The sequence below is a fragment of the Streptomyces sp. NBC_01352 genome (assembly GCF_036237295.1).
Classification (GTDB): domain Bacteria; phylum Actinomycetota; class Actinomycetes; order Streptomycetales; family Streptomycetaceae; genus Streptomyces; species Streptomyces plumbiresistens.
This window is the reverse complement of record NZ_CP108354.1, coordinates 6,362,961-6,377,259: the sequence shown is the minus strand read 5'-3', so window position 1 is coordinate 6,377,259 and position 14,299 is coordinate 6,362,961. Positions and strand designations below refer to the sequence as shown.

The window sequence follows — 14,299 nt, the reverse complement described above, 5'->3', positions numbered from 1 at the left end:
TGCGCGGGCGGGTGCGGGAGCTGTGGATAACGCCCTGTGGATAACGTGCGTCGCCTGGTGCTCGGCACCTGTGTGGGCGTACGAGAGGGCTCCGCCCCCTGGACCCCCGGCCTGCGCCCACCCACCACCCGACTCCGTGGGTCGAAGGGTGGGCGTCGCCCGGCTCGGTCCGTCGGAAGGTGGACCTCTGCAGACACCAATGAACCCGGCGCCGAGAAGTCCCCCTGACTTCTCGGCGCCGGGTCTTCCCCGTCCGCGGTGGCTATTCGGTCGCGATCGCGTTCAATACGTTCATCCGCCCCGCCCGGAACGCCGGGATCAGCGCCGCGAACAGGCCCACGAAGGCCGAGCCGATGAAGACGCCGATGATCGTCGCCCAGGGGATCTCGAGGACGTTGAGGCCCTCCAGGGCGAGCAGCTTCTGGGCGGTGGCGCCCCAGCCCATCCCGAGCCCGAGCCCCAGCAGTGCGCCGAAGAGGGCGATCACCACCGACTCCATGCGGATCATCCGCCGCAGCTGGCGCCGCGAGAGACCGATCGCCCGCATCAGGCCGATCTCACGGGTCCGCTCGACGACCGACAGGGCCAGGGTGTTCACCACACCCAGGACGGCCACGATGATCGCCAGGGCGAGCAGGCCGTAGACCATGTTCAGGAGCTGGCCGATCTGGTCCTTCAGTTCCTGCTTGTAGTCGGTCTGGTCGCGGACCTGGTACTGCGGGTAGTTGTCCAGCGACTTCTTCAGCGCCGCGTACGCCTGCTCCGTCTGACCTTCCTTCGCCTTGGCGAACATGATCGTGTTCGGCGGGATCTGGTCGGCCGGGACGTACTTCCGCATCGTCTCGATGCTGATGTAGCGCACACCCTGGTCGAGGGCGCTGTCGTCGCTCGTGATGGCCGCGACCTTCAGCTTCGCCGTCTCGCCGCCCTTGAACGCGACGTCGATGGTGTCGCCGACCTTCACGCCGTGCGCCTTGGCGTAGTCGGAGCCGACCGACATGGCGTCCTTGCCGTAGGCGGCGCTCAGGGTGCCCGCCGTGGTCGCGCGGCGCAGGTCCTCGGCGTACGAGGGGTCCGCGGCGGTGACGCCGGAGGTGTCGGTCTTGCCGTCGGGCGAGGTCAGGGTGGCCTCGAGTTCCTTGTAGCTGGTGACGTGGGCGAGGCCGGGGCTCTGCTCCATCGCCTTCTCGGCCTGCGGGACGATCCGCTGGTTGCCCTGGACGATGAAGTCCGCGCCGACCGACTTGTCCAGCTCGCTCGTCGCCGAGGCGACCATCGAGGAGCCGACCACCGACAGGCAGGCCACCAGGGCCAGGCCGATCATCAGGGCGGCGCCCGTGGCGCCCGTACGGCGCGGGTTGCGCAGGGCGTTGCGTTCGGCCATGCGTCCCACCGGGCCGAAGGCCCGCAGCAGCACCGCGCTGATCACCCGGACGACCCCTCCGGCCAGCAGCGGGCCGATGACGACGAAGCCGATCAGGGTCAGCACCACGCCCGCGCCCAGCATCAGCGAACCGTCGGTCGCCTTGTCGGCGGTGCCGGCCGCGTAGAGGGCGAACCCGCCCGCGCCGGTCAGCACCAGCCCGATCAGGCCGCGCACCAGCCCGGCCCTGCCGTCGGCCGGCGTACCGGCGTCGCGCAGTGCGGCCATCGGGGAGACCTTCCCGGCGCGGCGGGCCGGGAGGTAGGCGGCGAGGACGGTGACCACGACGCCCAGCAGGACACCGGCGACCGGGGTGGTCGCCTTGATGGTCAGGTCGTCGGTGGAGAGGTTCATGCCGGCCGCCGACATGAGCTTCATCAGGCCGATCGCGATGCCGACGCCGGCCCCGACGCCCAGGATGGAGCCCACGATGCCGAGCAGTGTCGCCTCGACCAGCACGGACCGGTTGACCTGCTTGCGGGACGAGCCGATGGCCCGCATCAGGCCGATCTCGCGGGTGCGCTGGGCGACCAGCATCGAGAAGGTGTTGATGATCAGGAAGATGCCCACCAGGAACGCGATCCCGGCGAAGCCGAGCATGGCGTACTTGATGACGTTCATGAACTCGCCGACGTCCTTGCGGTTCTCGTCGGCGTTCTCCTTGGCCGTCTGGAGCTTGAACGTGCCGTCCAGCGCCTGAGCGACGTTCTGCTTGAGCTGCGTGTCACTCACGCCGGCCGCGGCCGTCACGTTGAACTGCGTGAACCGGCCGGTGGAGCCGAGGAGTTCGCGCTGTGCGGTCGCGGTGTCGAAGAAGACGATCGAGGCGCCGGGGTTGGTCACCTTGAAGGTGGCGACGCCGACGATCTTCGCCGTGAAGTCACCGGCGACGGAGATGGTGCGCAGTTCGTCGCCGAGCTTGAGGTCGTGCTTGTCGGCGGTGTCGGCGTCGACCATCAGCTCGGTCGGCCCGCGCGGGGCGTGCCCGGAGGTGATCTCCATCGACCGCAGGTCGTTCTTCGTCCAGTTTCCGGCGATCGTCGGGGCGCCGCTGGTGGAGCCCATGTTCTTGTTCTCGCTGTTGACGACGGTCACGGCCGACGAACCGACCACGCCCTCGGCCGCCTTGACGCCCTCCGCCTGCTCCACCTGCTCCAGCAGGGAGGCGGGCAGCGACTCGGGCTTGCCGTTCTGCGGCGTGTCGTCGCTCTTGGCCTCCTTCGGGGAGACGGTGACATCGGAAGCGGTCGTCGCGAACAGCTTGTCGAACGTCGTGTTCATGGTGTCCGTGAACACGAGCGTGCCGCACACGAACGCCACCGACAGCAGGACCGCGACGGCCGACAGGGCCATGCGTCCCTTGTGCGCGAAGAAGTTGCGCATCGAGGTCTTCAGGACAGTCATGACGTACGCCCCCGGGCGTCGAAGTCCTTCATGCGGTCCAGGACGGCCTCGGCGGTCGGCTTGTACATCTCGTCGACGATCCGGCCGTCGGCGAGGTACAGCACCCGGTCCGCGTACGAGGCGGCCACCGGGTCGTGCGTGACGATCACGATGGTCTGGCCCAGCTCGTCCACCGACTGCCGCAGGAAGCCCAGTACTTCGGCACCCGCGCGCGAGTCGAGGTTTCCGGTCGGCTCGTCACCGAAGATGATCTCGGGCCGGGCGGCCAGGGCACGGGCCACGGCGACGCGCTGCTGCTGTCCGCCGGAGAGCTGGGTGGGCCGGTGCTTGAGCCGGTCGGAGAGCCCGACGGTGTCGATGACCCGCCCCAGCCACGCCTTGTCGGGCTTGCGCCCGGCGATGTCCATGGGCAGCGTGATGTTCTCCAGGGCGTTCAGCGTCGGCAGCAGGTTGAACGCCTGGAAGATGAACCCGATCCGGTCCCGGCGCAGCTGCGTGAGCTTCTTGTCCTTCAGCCCGGTGATCTCGGTGTCGTCCAGGTAGATCTGCCCGGACGTCACGGTGTCGAGCCCGGCGAGGCAGTGCATCAAGGTGGACTTGCCGGACCCCGAAGGACCCATGATCGCGGTGAACTGGCCGCGGGCGATGTCCACGTCGACGTGGTCGAGCGCGACGACACGGGTCTCCCCGGACCCGTACGCCTTCACGACCTGCCGCGCTCGCGCGGCAACGGCCGTACGCCCGCCAGTGCCCCCGTGCCTGGTGATGGTCACAGCCGATGTCACGGTATGTCTCCTATGTCGGTCAGCAGGTGAATCTGTTGTCCGGCGGATGCTCAGCGGGTGAGCCGTTCGCCTTGGTGCGTCGAAGTGCTACGCCGATGAGTCTGGCGCCCGGAGAGGGTCCGGCGCGCTGGTGCCGGGCCCCGTCTTGTGCTGGGGAAAACCCCACCCCCGGACGTGCGGTGAACCGCCCCCCGACCGCTCCCCAGCGGCATAAAGCCAGGTTAAGGACCGTCCCGTGCCGTCTCGTCCTCCGGCGGTACGAACCCTCCCCCAGCCGTAGTACGGAGGTACCCCTAGGGGCAGTCCACCGCCGGGTGGAGCCGCTCTCGGGGTTCGCTCCACCTCTCGGCCCACTCAGCCTCCACCCTCCCGCGGCGTCATGGTCAAGACCTCCCGCGATGCACGCGTCGGATGGGAAGCTGTCCGACGGCAGATAGGTGCAAGGGGAAAGGACTTCACGTGGGCGACACGCAACCCGCGATACAGCAGGCAGCGCAGCGCACCACACCCGACCGGCGCGGTGCCGTGGTCGCTGCCCTGATGCTCGCGATGGCGCTGGCGGCACTCGACTCCACCATCGTCTCCACCGCCGTACCGCAGATCGTCGGCGACCTCGGCGGCTTCTCCGTCTTCTCCTGGCTGTTCTCCGGCTATCTGCTCGCCGTCACCGTCACTCTCCCCGTCTACGGCAAGCTCTCCGACACCTTCGGCCGCAAACCGGTACTGATAGCGGGCGCGGTCCTGTTCCTGCTCGGCTCCCTGCTCTGCGCCCTGGCCTGGAACATGGGCGCGCTGATCGCCTTCCGGGTCGTACAGGGCCTGGGCGGAGGCGCGTTGCAGGGCACGGTCCAGACTCTCGCCGCCGACCTCTATCCCCTCAAGGAGCGCCCCAAGATCCAGGCCAAGCTGTCCACGGTCTGGGCGGTGTCCGCGGTCGCGGGACCCGGCGTGGGCGGTGTCCTGGCGGCGTACGCGGACTGGCGCTGGATCTTCCTGGTCAACCTGCCGATCGGCGCGGTGGCGCTGTGGCTGATCGTCCGCCACCTCCACGAGCCGCAGCGGGACGTACGACCTGAGGAGGAGGGAAAGGCCGCCACGCGCGCGCGTGTCGACTGGGCCGGCGCGCTCGCGGTGTTCGCCTGCGGCGGCGTCCTGCTCACCGCGCTGGTGCAGGGCGGGGTCGCCTGGCCATGGCTCTCAGCACCCTCGATGGCCCTGTTCGGTACGGGACTCGTGCTCGTGGCGGTCGTGGTGCTGGTGGAGCGCAGGGCGGCCGAGCCGATCATCCCCGGCTGGGTGTGGCGTCGCCGTACGATCGCCGCGGTGAACCTGGCCCTCGGCGCACTGGGGCTGCTGATGGTCGCCCCGGCCGTCTTCCTGCCGACGTACGCCCAGTCCGTCCTCGGCCTGGGGCCGGTGGCCGCCGGATTCGTCCTCTCCGTGTGGACGCTCAGCTGGCCGGTGTCGGCGGCGCTGAGCCAGCACGTCTACCGCCGCATCGGCTTCCGCAACACCGCGATGCTCGGCATCGGCACGGCGACGCTGATCCTGTTCGCGTTCCCCTTCCTGCCGTATCCGGGGGAGGCCTGGCAACCGACGCTGCTGATGCTGCTGTTGGGCGGCGCGCTGGGGTTGTTCCAACTCCCGCTGATCGTCGGCGTCCAGTCCACGGTGGGCTGGGCGGAGCGCGGCACGGCGACGGCCTCGGTGCTCTTCTGCCGCCAGACCGGCCAGACCCTCGGCGCGGCCCTCTTCGGCGCGGTCGCCAACGGCGTACTGGCCGCACGGCTCGGCGGCGCGAGCGACCTGGACTCCGTGACCCGGGCCCTGGACTCCGGCCCCGCGCCCGAGGCGACCCGGCACGCGATCGCGGACGCGGTGCATGCGGTGTACCTCGGGGCGGCGGGTGCGGCGGCGATCGCGTTCGTGGTGCTGCTGGTTCTCGCACCTCGGCGGTTTCCGGTGCTGACGGAGCAATGACGGGTGTCCTGCGGTGTCTTGCGGGTGTCTTGCGGCGTGGCCGGCTCACGTGGTCGGCTCACGTTTATTGAGGTGCTCGACAGCCGCCCCCCGCTTACCCTGCACCGCATGGTGAAGCTGGAACGACTGCGCCCCGACCACGCGGACGCACTCCTCGCCTTCGAGCGCGCGAACCGCGCCTATTTCGTCCGCTCCATATCGGATCGCGGCGACGCGTACTTCGCCGAGTTCGACGCCCGCCACAAGGCGTTGCTCGCCGAACAGGACGCGGGGGTCTGCCATTTCCACGTGGTGCTGGACGAAGAGGGCGAGCTGATCGGCCGGGTGAACCTCATGGACGTGACGGCGGACGGCTCGGCCGAACTGGGCTACCGGGTGGGCGAATCCGCGACGGGGCGGGGCGTGGCCACGGCGGCGGTGGCGGCCGTGGCCCGGCTGGCCGCGACGAGGTACGGATTGACCTCCCTCACGGCGGTCACCACGCTCGACAACCTGGCCTCCAGGACCGTCCTGGAACGCAGCGGCTTCTGTGCCGAGGGCGAGATCACGATCGCCGGCCGCCCCGGCATCGCCTACCGGCTCGCGTCCCTCTCACACCTCGGGCACTGACAGGGCCACCCCCTCGTCAGTCACGTACACGCGCCGCCCCCTTGTCGCCGGCTGCCTCCTTCCGGATGAGCTGAAGGAACGTCGGCGTGTTCTCAGTCGTGCGTACGTCGACGAAGGCGCGGACGAAGGCGCGCAGATGACCGGCGTCGACAACCTGCCGTACCAGCTCGTGCGCGAGATCGGCCCGCGCTGTGTACCGGCCGGGCAGGCGCGACGTGCCGACCCCGTAGTCGCTGACCGTGTCCGTGTCGAAGAGGCCGCCGGGGCGGAGGATCGTCCAGTCGAGGTCGGTGTCGCGGACGACGGCCTCCATGCGGCGCATGTCGTCGTAGACCGTGCGGCCCATGAACCGCATGACGGCCGGCTCCAGCACCTTGCGGAACAGGAGGTTCTCGCCGGGCGCGGACGTGCCGAACAGGACGGTGGAGGTCACGGCGACGAAGCGTCGTACGCCGTGCTTGGTCATGGCCTGGGTGATGTGGGTGGCGCCGGCGGAGTACACGGTCACCGGGTTCTTGCCGTACGGCACGCCGAGCGCCGAGATCACGGCGTCCTGCCCGGCCACCGCGCGCTCGACCGCGACGGGGTCGTGCACATCGGCCTCGACCACCCGCAGTCGCGGGCCCCGCACCGCAAAGGCCTCCGGGTGGCGTGTGACGGCGGTGACCGTGTGCCCCTCCGCCCCCGCCCGCTCGACGACCAGCCGACCCGTCGGCCCGTTCGCTCCGAAAACGACGATCTCCATTGCTCTGTCTCCTTCTGAGGGTCCTGCCCATCAGAGGAGTCGGGCGGCCGTGAGTGTGACACGCCGCTCAAAAATCAGAGTTAATGCGGGTAACACCCCTGGTCAGCGGAGTAAGCGCGTACCGACCAATCAGTTTGGTGAAACCCTCGCGCACACGCCTACCTCCGAGTAGCGTGCGTGGCTCCGCTCGCCCACCCCCCAACTCCTGAGCCGCGCAAGGAGCACCGGGATGTCCTACGACCCGTCACCGTCGTACCCGCATCAGCAGTACCCGCCGTATCAGCCGTATCAGAAGAACCAGCCGCACCAGCCGTACGACTCCTCACCGCCCTACTCCACCTACCCCTGGCAACCCGCCGCCCCGCCCGAACCCCCCAGACAGCGCCCGCAGCACCGCCCCGCCCTCGGTCACCACAGCGACCTGCGGATCCTGCGCAGCGCCTACCGCTGGCAGCGGCGGACGGCCACGCTCACCGCGCTCGGGTACTTCACGCTCTTTCTGATCCTGTCCGCGTTCGCCCCGGGGTTCATGTCGAGCACGGTCGCCGACGGAATGCCCACGGGCCTGCTGCTCGCGATGGTCCAACTGCCGGTCACCTGGCTGGCGATCGCGCTGTACGAGCACACGGCCCGGCGTTACGTCGATCCGATCGCGGACCGTATCCGCAGGGAGTCCCAGCTGAACGCCAAGCGGGAGGGGGAGGCGGCGCGATGACGGGATTCAGTGATTCCGCGCAGGCGATGTCCCTGGTGGCGTTCTCGACGGTCGCCACCATCACGCTGCTGCTGTGCGTGATGACCGGGCCCGATCGGGACGACCTCGACGAGTTCTACACCGGCTACAGCTCCCTGTCCCCCATGCGCAACGGCCTCGCGATCGCGGGCGACTACATATCCGCCGCGACCGTGCTCGGCACGGGTGGCGTGATCGCGCTGTACGGGTACGACGGTGTCGTCCTCGCGCTCAGTACGGCCCTGTCGCTGATGCTGCTGATGTTCCTGCTGGCCGAACCCCTGCGCAACGCGGGCCGGTTCACGATGGGGGACGCGCTGGCGCGGCGGATGCCGGGGCGCGGTGTGCGGATGACCGCTTGCGTGGTGACCATCGCCGCGCTGCTGCCGCTGATGCTGGTGCAGTTGGCCGGAACGGGGCAGTTGCTGGCGTTCATCCTCGGGTTCTCCGGCGATTCGCTGAAGACCGGCTGCATCATCGGACTGGGCGCGATGATGATCAGCTACGCGGCGATCGGCGGCATGAAGGGCACGGCACTCATCCAGATCATGAAGATCGTGATGCTGCTCGGGTCGGGCGCGGTGGTCGCCGTACTGATCATGAGCAGGTTCGACTGGGACCCGGGCGCGCTGTTCGACACGGCGGCGGAGAAGAGTGGCGTGGGGTCCGCGTTCCTGCAGTCGGGGCTGGAGTTCGCGGGCAGTCCGCATCCCCGCCTCGACATGATCAGCGCCCAACTGGCCGTGGTCCTCGGCGGGGCCTGTCTGCCGCACGTCACCATGCGCATGTACACGGCCTCCAGTGCCCGTCAGGTCCGCCGGTCGATGTCCTGGGCGGTGTCGTCGGTGGTGCTGTTCGTGCTGGTCATCACGGTCGTCGGGTTCGGCGCGACGGCGCTGATCGGCCGGGCGGTGATCGCGCAGGAGGACCCGCAGGGCAACACGGCGTATCTGCTGGCCTCCCGGGCGGCCTTCGGCGCCGACGTCTCCACGGCGGAGACCCTGCTGTTCACGACCGTCACCACGGCACTCTTCCTCACCCTGCTCGCCTCCGTCGCCGGCATGATCCTCGCCTGCGCCAACTCCCTTGCCCACGACGTGTTCGCGGCCCGGGTGCACGAGATGTCCGAGCGCCGCGAGATGATGCTGGCGCGGTTGTCGGCGCTGGCGGTCGGGGTTCCGGCGATCGTGCTGGCCACGCTGGTCCAGCACCGCAGCCTGCAACCCCTGGTGACCCTGTCCTTCTGCCTGGGCGCCTCCGCCATCGCGCCCGCCCTCGTCTACAGCCTCTTCTGGCGCCGCTACACCCGAACCGGTCTGCTCTGCACGCTGATCGGCGGCTCGCTGGTCGTGGTGCTGCTGATGCCGGGCACGAACCTGGTCTCCGGCTCCCCCTTCTCCGCCTTCCCCGAGGCCGACTTCAACTGGTTCCCCTTCACGACGACGGGCCTGGTGTCGATCCCGGCGGGCTTCCTCTTCGGATGGCTGGGCACGCTGGCTTCGGGAAGGCGCAAGTCGGAGGAGCAGCGGCGGCAGTACGAGGCGGTGGAGGGCTGGATCCTGGCGGGGGCGGTGCGCAAGGGCGGCTGATGTCGTCGGGGGCGCCCGTTCAAGGCCGGGCGCCTCCCCCGACACACAGGCGCCCGTTCACGGTCGGGCGCCCCCCGACACGGGCCCGGCTGCACGGCGGCCCGGTACCGCCGGATCCGCCGGTACCGCCGGATCCGCCGACGTCACTCCATCGCCGCCCGCCCCGTGAGCGCCGTCAAGCTGTTCCGTACGTGATCCATCTGTGCCCGTACGTCGTCCCACCGCTCCCCGTGCTCCCGTAGCACCCGCTCCGTCTCCCGGGCGATGCGCTCCTCCCACGCACGCGCCTCCGCGAGCACGGCGGCCGCCCGCGTTCGTGCCTCCTCCTGCCGACGGCTCACGGACGCCTCCGCCTCGGCGAACGCCTGCTTCGCCTCCGACAACGCCGCTTCGGCCCGCGCCACCCGCTCGGCGTTGTGCGCGTCCAGCGCGGCCGCCCGCTCCTCCGCCTCCCGCTCGGCCTCGGCCCACCGTTCGGCGTGCTCCTTGGCCTGCTCGCCGAGCATGCCGGTGGTGCGCTGCCGCACCTCGCGCAACGCCGCGAGCGCCTCCCCGCGCCCCTCCTTCACCGCGCGCCGGGCGCCGATACGGATCTCGTCGGCCTCGGCGCGCGCCGCGAGCAGGCGGTGCCGGGCGCGTTCGTCGGCCTCGGCGCGTACGGCGTCGGCGTGCGCCTGTGCGGCCTCGCGCACGCCGTCCGCACGCTCCCGCGCCTCCTCGACCAGGCGCTGCGCCTCCTGCCGCGCGCTCTCCCGTACGGCCTGCGCCTCCTCCTGCCCCAGCTCGAAGAGCCGGCGCGCACGCTCCCCGAGCGCCTCGTACGTCTGCGGGACGAGCGTCGCCACGGTCTCCCGCATCAGCGCCGCCTCCGCCTCCATCTCCTTGGCGAGCACGGTGAGACGGGCGGCGCGCTCCCAGGCGGCGTCGCGGTCCCGGGAGAGGGCACCGGCGTACGCCTCGACCTGTTCGGGGCGGTAGCCGCGCCCCCGTACGGCCACGAATCCATGGGGTGAGACCGATGCGCCGCTCATCCTGGAACCCTCTCCGTCGAACCGACACGAATGGATGCGAAATAATGATTTCGCGGACATCTTGATGTATCGGACGGAATGGTTCATAACGCGACACTCCGCGCTCCGGTTACGGTCATCACAGGTACACAGCTACGCAGGTACATGCACAAAAGGGCCGGACCCGATCAGACGATCGGGTCCGGCCCCTTCCGTGCAGCGTGTCTCAGCTGGGGTGCCTCACAGCAGCCCGTCCCACATCTGCTCCAGCAGCACCGACCACCAGCTCTCCGGCGAACCGAGCGCCGCCGGGTCGAGTGCGGCCAACTGGGCCTGGAAGTCGACGGTCCAGCGTCCCGCCTGCTCCTGGTTCAGCCCGAACCTGAGCCGCCACATCCGGCCGAGCAGCGCCAGACACCGCTGGAACTCGGGCAGCCCCGTGTTCACGAACTGCGGCGGCACGGGCGCACCGCCCGGCCCCGCCTCCACGGGTACCGCCACGATGTTCGCCGTGCCGTACTGCACGCAGACCGCCCGGCCGAAGTCGCTGCCCATCACGAGGTACGAGCCCGCGTCCGAGGCCGGCTGCACCCCGCGCTCGGCCGCCAGTTCCGCCAGCGTCGGCACCGGCCGCCCCGGCTGGGCCTGCGCCCAGAAGAACGGCCCCATGTCCATCGGCAGCCCCGCGACCACCAGCGAGTGCGCCACCACCGGCGGCACGCCCTGCCGCGAGACGGCGGCCTGCTCGAACCGGAAGACCCCCGGCCCGAACGCCCCCGCCACCTCCTGCGCCACGCCCTCCGGCGGAATCGGCGGCGCGGGCGGCACCTGCGGAACCGGCACCCGCACCGGGGCCGGGCGGGCGGGCCCGTCGGCGACCTGGTGCAACTCGCCCTGGTGCTCGAGGAGTTGCTGCATGCCCTGCTGTCGGCTCGCGTGATCCGTGCCGTACGGGGCGATGCTCGCGATCCTCGCCTGCGGCCACTGCTCCCGGATCATCCGCGCACAGTACGCACCCGGCAGCTCGCAGGACTCCAACTCCGTGTGCAGCTCCAGCACCTGGTCCGGCGGCACGTTCATCGCCCGCAGCTCGTGGAAGATCTGCCACTCCGGATGTGGCGTCCCCGGCGCCGAACGCCGGATCAACTGCTGCTCCGACCCGTCCTGCGCGCGGTACCGCAGTACGGCCTGATACCCGGGCCCGACCGTCGGCTGCCCCTGCTGCTGCGGATATCCGTACGCCGACGGCTGCCCCGGCATGGGCTGCCCGGGCGGCGGCGGCACGGCGCCCGGAGGCGGCATCGCCCCGGGAGGCGGCATGGCACCGGGGGGCATCGACTGAGGGGCACCCGGGACGCCGGGTACGCCCGGGGCTTGCGGCGGAGGAGGCGCGCCGGGGGTGCCCATCGGGGGCCCGGCCAGCATGGTCTCCGCGTGGTGTACGGCACCCCGCGCGCCGGGCGCACCAGGGGCACCGGGGGCGCCCGGAGGCTGCGGCGCGCCAGGCGTGCCCGGAGCGCCGGGCGGCTTGGGCGCACCAGGAGTACCCGGCGCACCAGGAGCTCCCGGCGGCTGCGGCCCGCCACCACCGGGGCCCAACCGTCCCGGATCGGCAAACATCGTGGGGGCATGGTGGACCTCGCCCGGAGGCGTACCGGGGGGAGCCTGCGGGGCAGGCCCTCCGGGACCCTCGGGGCCGTCGGGGCCGAGCGCCGACACCATCTGAGTCGGCACGTACCCGCCGGCCGCCGGCGCACCGGGACCACTCGGCGGGGGCGTGCTGCCGGGACGCGCCCCCGGCGTCCCCGGGGCACCCGGCGGAGGCGGCGGGTTCGCCCCGGCACGACGCGGCGGAGGCCCCGCCTTGCTCGTCGCCGCGTCGGCGATGTCCCCGGCGTTCGGCGCGAGCGACCGCCCGCCCGGAGCACCGGGCCCGGCGACGGGAGGCTGAGGCGCACCCGGCGGAGGCGGGGGCGGGGGCGTCGCCCCAGGCACCGGAGCCCCCGGCACCGGAGCTCCTGGCACCGGAGCACCCGGAGGCGGCGTACCCGGCACACCCGGGCCCTGCGGATACCCGTACGTCGAGGGCGGAGGCGGAGGCGTCGCCCCAGGCACCGGAGCCCCCGGCACCGGAGCACCCGGAGGCGGCGTACCCGGCACACCCGGCCCCTGCGGATACCCGTACGACGAAGGCGCACCCGGAGTCCCGGGCGCCGGCGTACCGCCCTGGCCGCCAGGCCCGCCGTGCCCACCCGGCGCGTTCGGCTCGTCGACCGCCGGAGCGAGCGCCGTCGGCGGGAGCCCGCTGCCACCGGACATCAGCGCCGTCTTGGCGTCCGGCGGCGCGTCCTCGTCGTCGGCACCGCTCAGCGGCGGCGCGAACACCGTCGCGGGCAGTGGAACGGAACGGTCCTCGCCGGCATCCGCGTTGGTGTCGGTCCCGGCCCACGGCGTCGCCCCGGCGGGCACACCGGAAGGCCCGGCCTGCGTCTGAGGAAGCGCCTCCCCGGCCCGAGCCTCCGCACCAGCACCAGCACCACCAGCCACACCGCCACCCGAACCCGCGGACGCCCGCCGATCCGGAATCCCCAACTTGTCCGCCGCCTCCTGCAACCACTCCGGCGGCGTCAACAGGAACGACGTCTGGTTCAGGTCCACCCGGGCCGCAGGCGCCGGCACCGCGTCGGCGACGGCATCGGCACGGCCGTACTCCTCCTCGTACCGGCGGATCACCTCGCCCACCGGCAGCGAGGGCCACAGCGTGGCCTCCCCGCTGTCCCGGGCGATGACCAGCCGCTGACCGCCGCCGTCCGAACGCGGCCCGTCCGCACGGTCCTCGGCCCACATCACGAACCCGAGGTCGAACTCCCGTACCCGCACCTCACGATGCTGGTACGACGGCACATCCCCGTTGATCCACTCTTCGGCGCGCTCCTGCGCCTGCGCAAAGGTCACCATCGTTCCGCTCACTCCCCCACCGACGAGACGGGCACGGACCGCGCGAACCCGCCGTCCACCATCAGGTTCGCCACCGTCTCCAACTCCGGCGGACTGCCCGCGAGCCGCGACAGGAACGCGTCGAAGTCCTCACCGCACGGCAGCAGCAACCGCTCCACGCGCTCGGCCGGCGCCCACGACGGATCGACGTCCCGCGCGTCGTCGTACGCGCAGAACCACACCGAACCGGCCCGCTCGCCCTTCACCTTCACGGCCAGCAACCCGCCCTGGACGAATCCGACTCCCAGGTAGTCCTTGGTCAGATGGTCCCGCAGGCACTTGTTGACGTACACGAGGTCGTTGACCGCCGCCTCGTCCCGCACCGTGAAGAACGGCTGGTCGATCAGCAGGCCCAACTCGGCGTCCAGGGCGGTGCCCACCGGCGCGCACCCGCCCGCCGCCTTCAGGAACGACCGGTACGCACCCGGCAGCCGGTACCCGAGGTCCTCCTCGACGCCCAGCACCTGCGACTCGGTCACCGCCACACCCGACTTCGGCAGCCCGAAGTGCGCGGGACGCGTCTCCTGGAGCGGCCGCGTGCCCCTCTTGTTCTGGTCCACCGCCGCCGTCGCGATGCCGCCGTGATGCCGCAGCAGCGCCTTCACGTCGACCGGCACCAGTTCCAGCCGTCGCGAACCCGCCGCGTGATGCCACGTCCAGCCGTGCGGAGTCGCCACCGCGGGCACCGTGTCCCACAACTCGTGCCCCGAAGCCGCCAGGGCCGCGTTCGCCGACACGTAGTCCGTCAGCCGCAACTCGTCGACGCCGAAACCCTCCGGCGGATCCGCGATCTCCGCGACCGCACGCGCGTAGGGCGAGAAGACGGGGAAGCCGTGCTCGTCCACCCGCACCCCTCTCGGGTGACGGGCCGCCCGGACCGGATCCGGGAAATGCACGACCTGCCCGGCGTAGGCCGCGTTCGGCGGCGCGGCTTGCTGCCCGAGCCGACCTGTCGTCATGGCGGTTGCCCCCTGCGGCACTCTGGTACGACCCGCAGCGACCCCCTTCGGCCACTACGCACCGT

The 14,299-nt window shown here is 71.3% G+C and carries 10 protein-coding genes; 4 read left to right on the top strand and 6 right to left on the bottom strand.

The features are described from left to right. Window positions 1-262 precede the first annotated feature (262 nt). Together OG252_RS29775 and OG252_RS29770 are read right to left on the bottom strand one after the other, a co-directional pair. On the bottom strand, window positions 263-2,827 hold the full coding sequence (locus tag OG252_RS29775) for an ABC transporter permease (RefSeq protein ID WP_266438413.1): 2,565 nt from the start codon (window positions 2,825-2,827) through the stop codon (window positions 263-265). Next, window positions 2,824-3,612: an ABC transporter ATP-binding protein gene (locus OG252_RS29770; protein WP_266438411.1), complete on the bottom strand. Its 789-nt coding sequence runs from the start codon at window positions 3,610-3,612 to the stop codon at window positions 2,824-2,826. Before OG252_RS29770 ends, OG252_RS29775 begins: the two co-directional genes overlap by 4 nt. Before the next feature lie 459 nt (window positions 3,613-4,071). Here OG252_RS29770 and OG252_RS29765 point away from each other — a divergent pair, with 459 nt between their 5' ends. Together OG252_RS29765 and OG252_RS29760 are read left to right on the top strand one after the other, a co-directional pair. Next, window positions 4,072-5,592, top strand: a complete 1,521-nt coding sequence (locus tag OG252_RS29765) for an MFS transporter (RefSeq protein ID WP_266438409.1) — start codon at window positions 4,072-4,074, stop codon at window positions 5,590-5,592. A 108-nt stretch (window positions 5,593-5,700) separates the two neighbouring features. Beyond that, window positions 5,701-6,201 (top strand): GNAT family N-acetyltransferase, encoded by a 501-nt coding sequence (locus tag OG252_RS29760; RefSeq protein ID WP_266438407.1) that lies wholly within the window; start codon window positions 5,701-5,703, stop codon window positions 6,199-6,201. Between the two features lie 16 nt (window positions 6,202-6,217). Here OG252_RS29760 and OG252_RS29755 read toward each other — a convergent pair whose 3' ends face one another. Next, window positions 6,218-6,946, bottom strand: coding sequence for an NAD(P)-dependent oxidoreductase (locus tag OG252_RS29755; RefSeq protein ID WP_266438404.1), 729 nt, complete (start codon window positions 6,944-6,946; stop codon window positions 6,218-6,220). 229 nt (window positions 6,947-7,175) lie between these two features. Here OG252_RS29755 and OG252_RS29750 point away from each other — a divergent pair, with 229 nt between their 5' ends. Both OG252_RS29750 and OG252_RS29745 read left to right on the top strand, forming a co-directional pair. Next, window positions 7,176-7,661, top strand: coding sequence for a DUF485 domain-containing protein (locus tag OG252_RS29750; RefSeq protein WP_266438401.1), 486 nt, complete (start codon window positions 7,176-7,178; stop codon window positions 7,659-7,661). Beyond that, window positions 7,658-9,268 (top strand): sodium/solute symporter, encoded by a 1,611-nt coding sequence (locus OG252_RS29745; RefSeq protein ID WP_266438398.1) that lies wholly within the window; start codon window positions 7,658-7,660, stop codon window positions 9,266-9,268. Before OG252_RS29750 ends, OG252_RS29745 begins: the two co-directional genes overlap by 4 nt. A gap of 143 nt (window positions 9,269-9,411) precedes the next feature. On the opposite strand, the gene OG252_RS29740 is transcribed toward OG252_RS29745, so the two are convergent. The 3 genes from OG252_RS29740 to OG252_RS29730 all read right to left on the bottom strand — a co-directional run bounded on the left by OG252_RS29740 (window position 9,412) and on the right by OG252_RS29730 (window position 14,234). Beyond that, window positions 9,412-10,299, bottom strand: coding sequence for a cellulose-binding protein (locus tag OG252_RS29740; protein WP_266438396.1), 888 nt, complete (start codon window positions 10,297-10,299; stop codon window positions 9,412-9,414). 219 nt (window positions 10,300-10,518) lie between these two features. After that, entirely contained in the window at window positions 10,519-13,236 is a 2,718-nt protein-coding gene (locus OG252_RS29735; RefSeq protein WP_329339946.1) for an SUKH-4 family immunity protein, read from the bottom strand. An 8-nt stretch (window positions 13,237-13,244) separates the two neighbouring features. Continuing rightward, window positions 13,245-14,234, bottom strand: coding sequence for an SMI1/KNR4 family protein (locus OG252_RS29730; RefSeq protein WP_266438391.1), 990 nt, complete (start codon window positions 14,232-14,234; stop codon window positions 13,245-13,247). Window positions 14,235-14,299: the final 65 nt, after the last annotated feature.

Coding starts and splice junctions, on each gene's coding strand:
- OG252_RS29740 (WP_266438396.1), bottom strand. CDS start 10,299: ATGAGCGGCGCATCGGTCTCACCCCATGGATTCGTGGCCGTACGGGGG.
- OG252_RS29775 (WP_266438413.1), bottom strand. CDS start 2,827: ATGACTGTCCTGAAGACCTCGATGCGCAACTTCTTCGCGCACAAGGGA.
- OG252_RS29760 (WP_266438407.1), top strand. CDS start 5,701: ATGGTGAAGCTGGAACGACTGCGCCCCGACCACGCGGACGCACTCCTC.
- OG252_RS29750 (WP_266438401.1), top strand. CDS start 7,176: ATGTCCTACGACCCGTCACCGTCGTACCCGCATCAGCAGTACCCGCCG.
- OG252_RS29735 (WP_329339946.1), bottom strand. CDS start 13,236: ATGGTGACCTTTGCGCAGGCGCAGGAGCGCGCCGAAGAGTGGATCAAC.
- OG252_RS29755 (WP_266438404.1), bottom strand. CDS start 6,946: ATGGAGATCGTCGTTTTCGGAGCGAACGGGCCGACGGGTCGGCTGGTC.
- OG252_RS29745 (WP_266438398.1), top strand. CDS start 7,658: ATGACGGGATTCAGTGATTCCGCGCAGGCGATGTCCCTGGTGGCGTTC.
- OG252_RS29730 (WP_266438391.1), bottom strand. CDS start 14,234: ATGACGACAGGTCGGCTCGGGCAGCAAGCCGCGCCGCCGAACGCGGCC.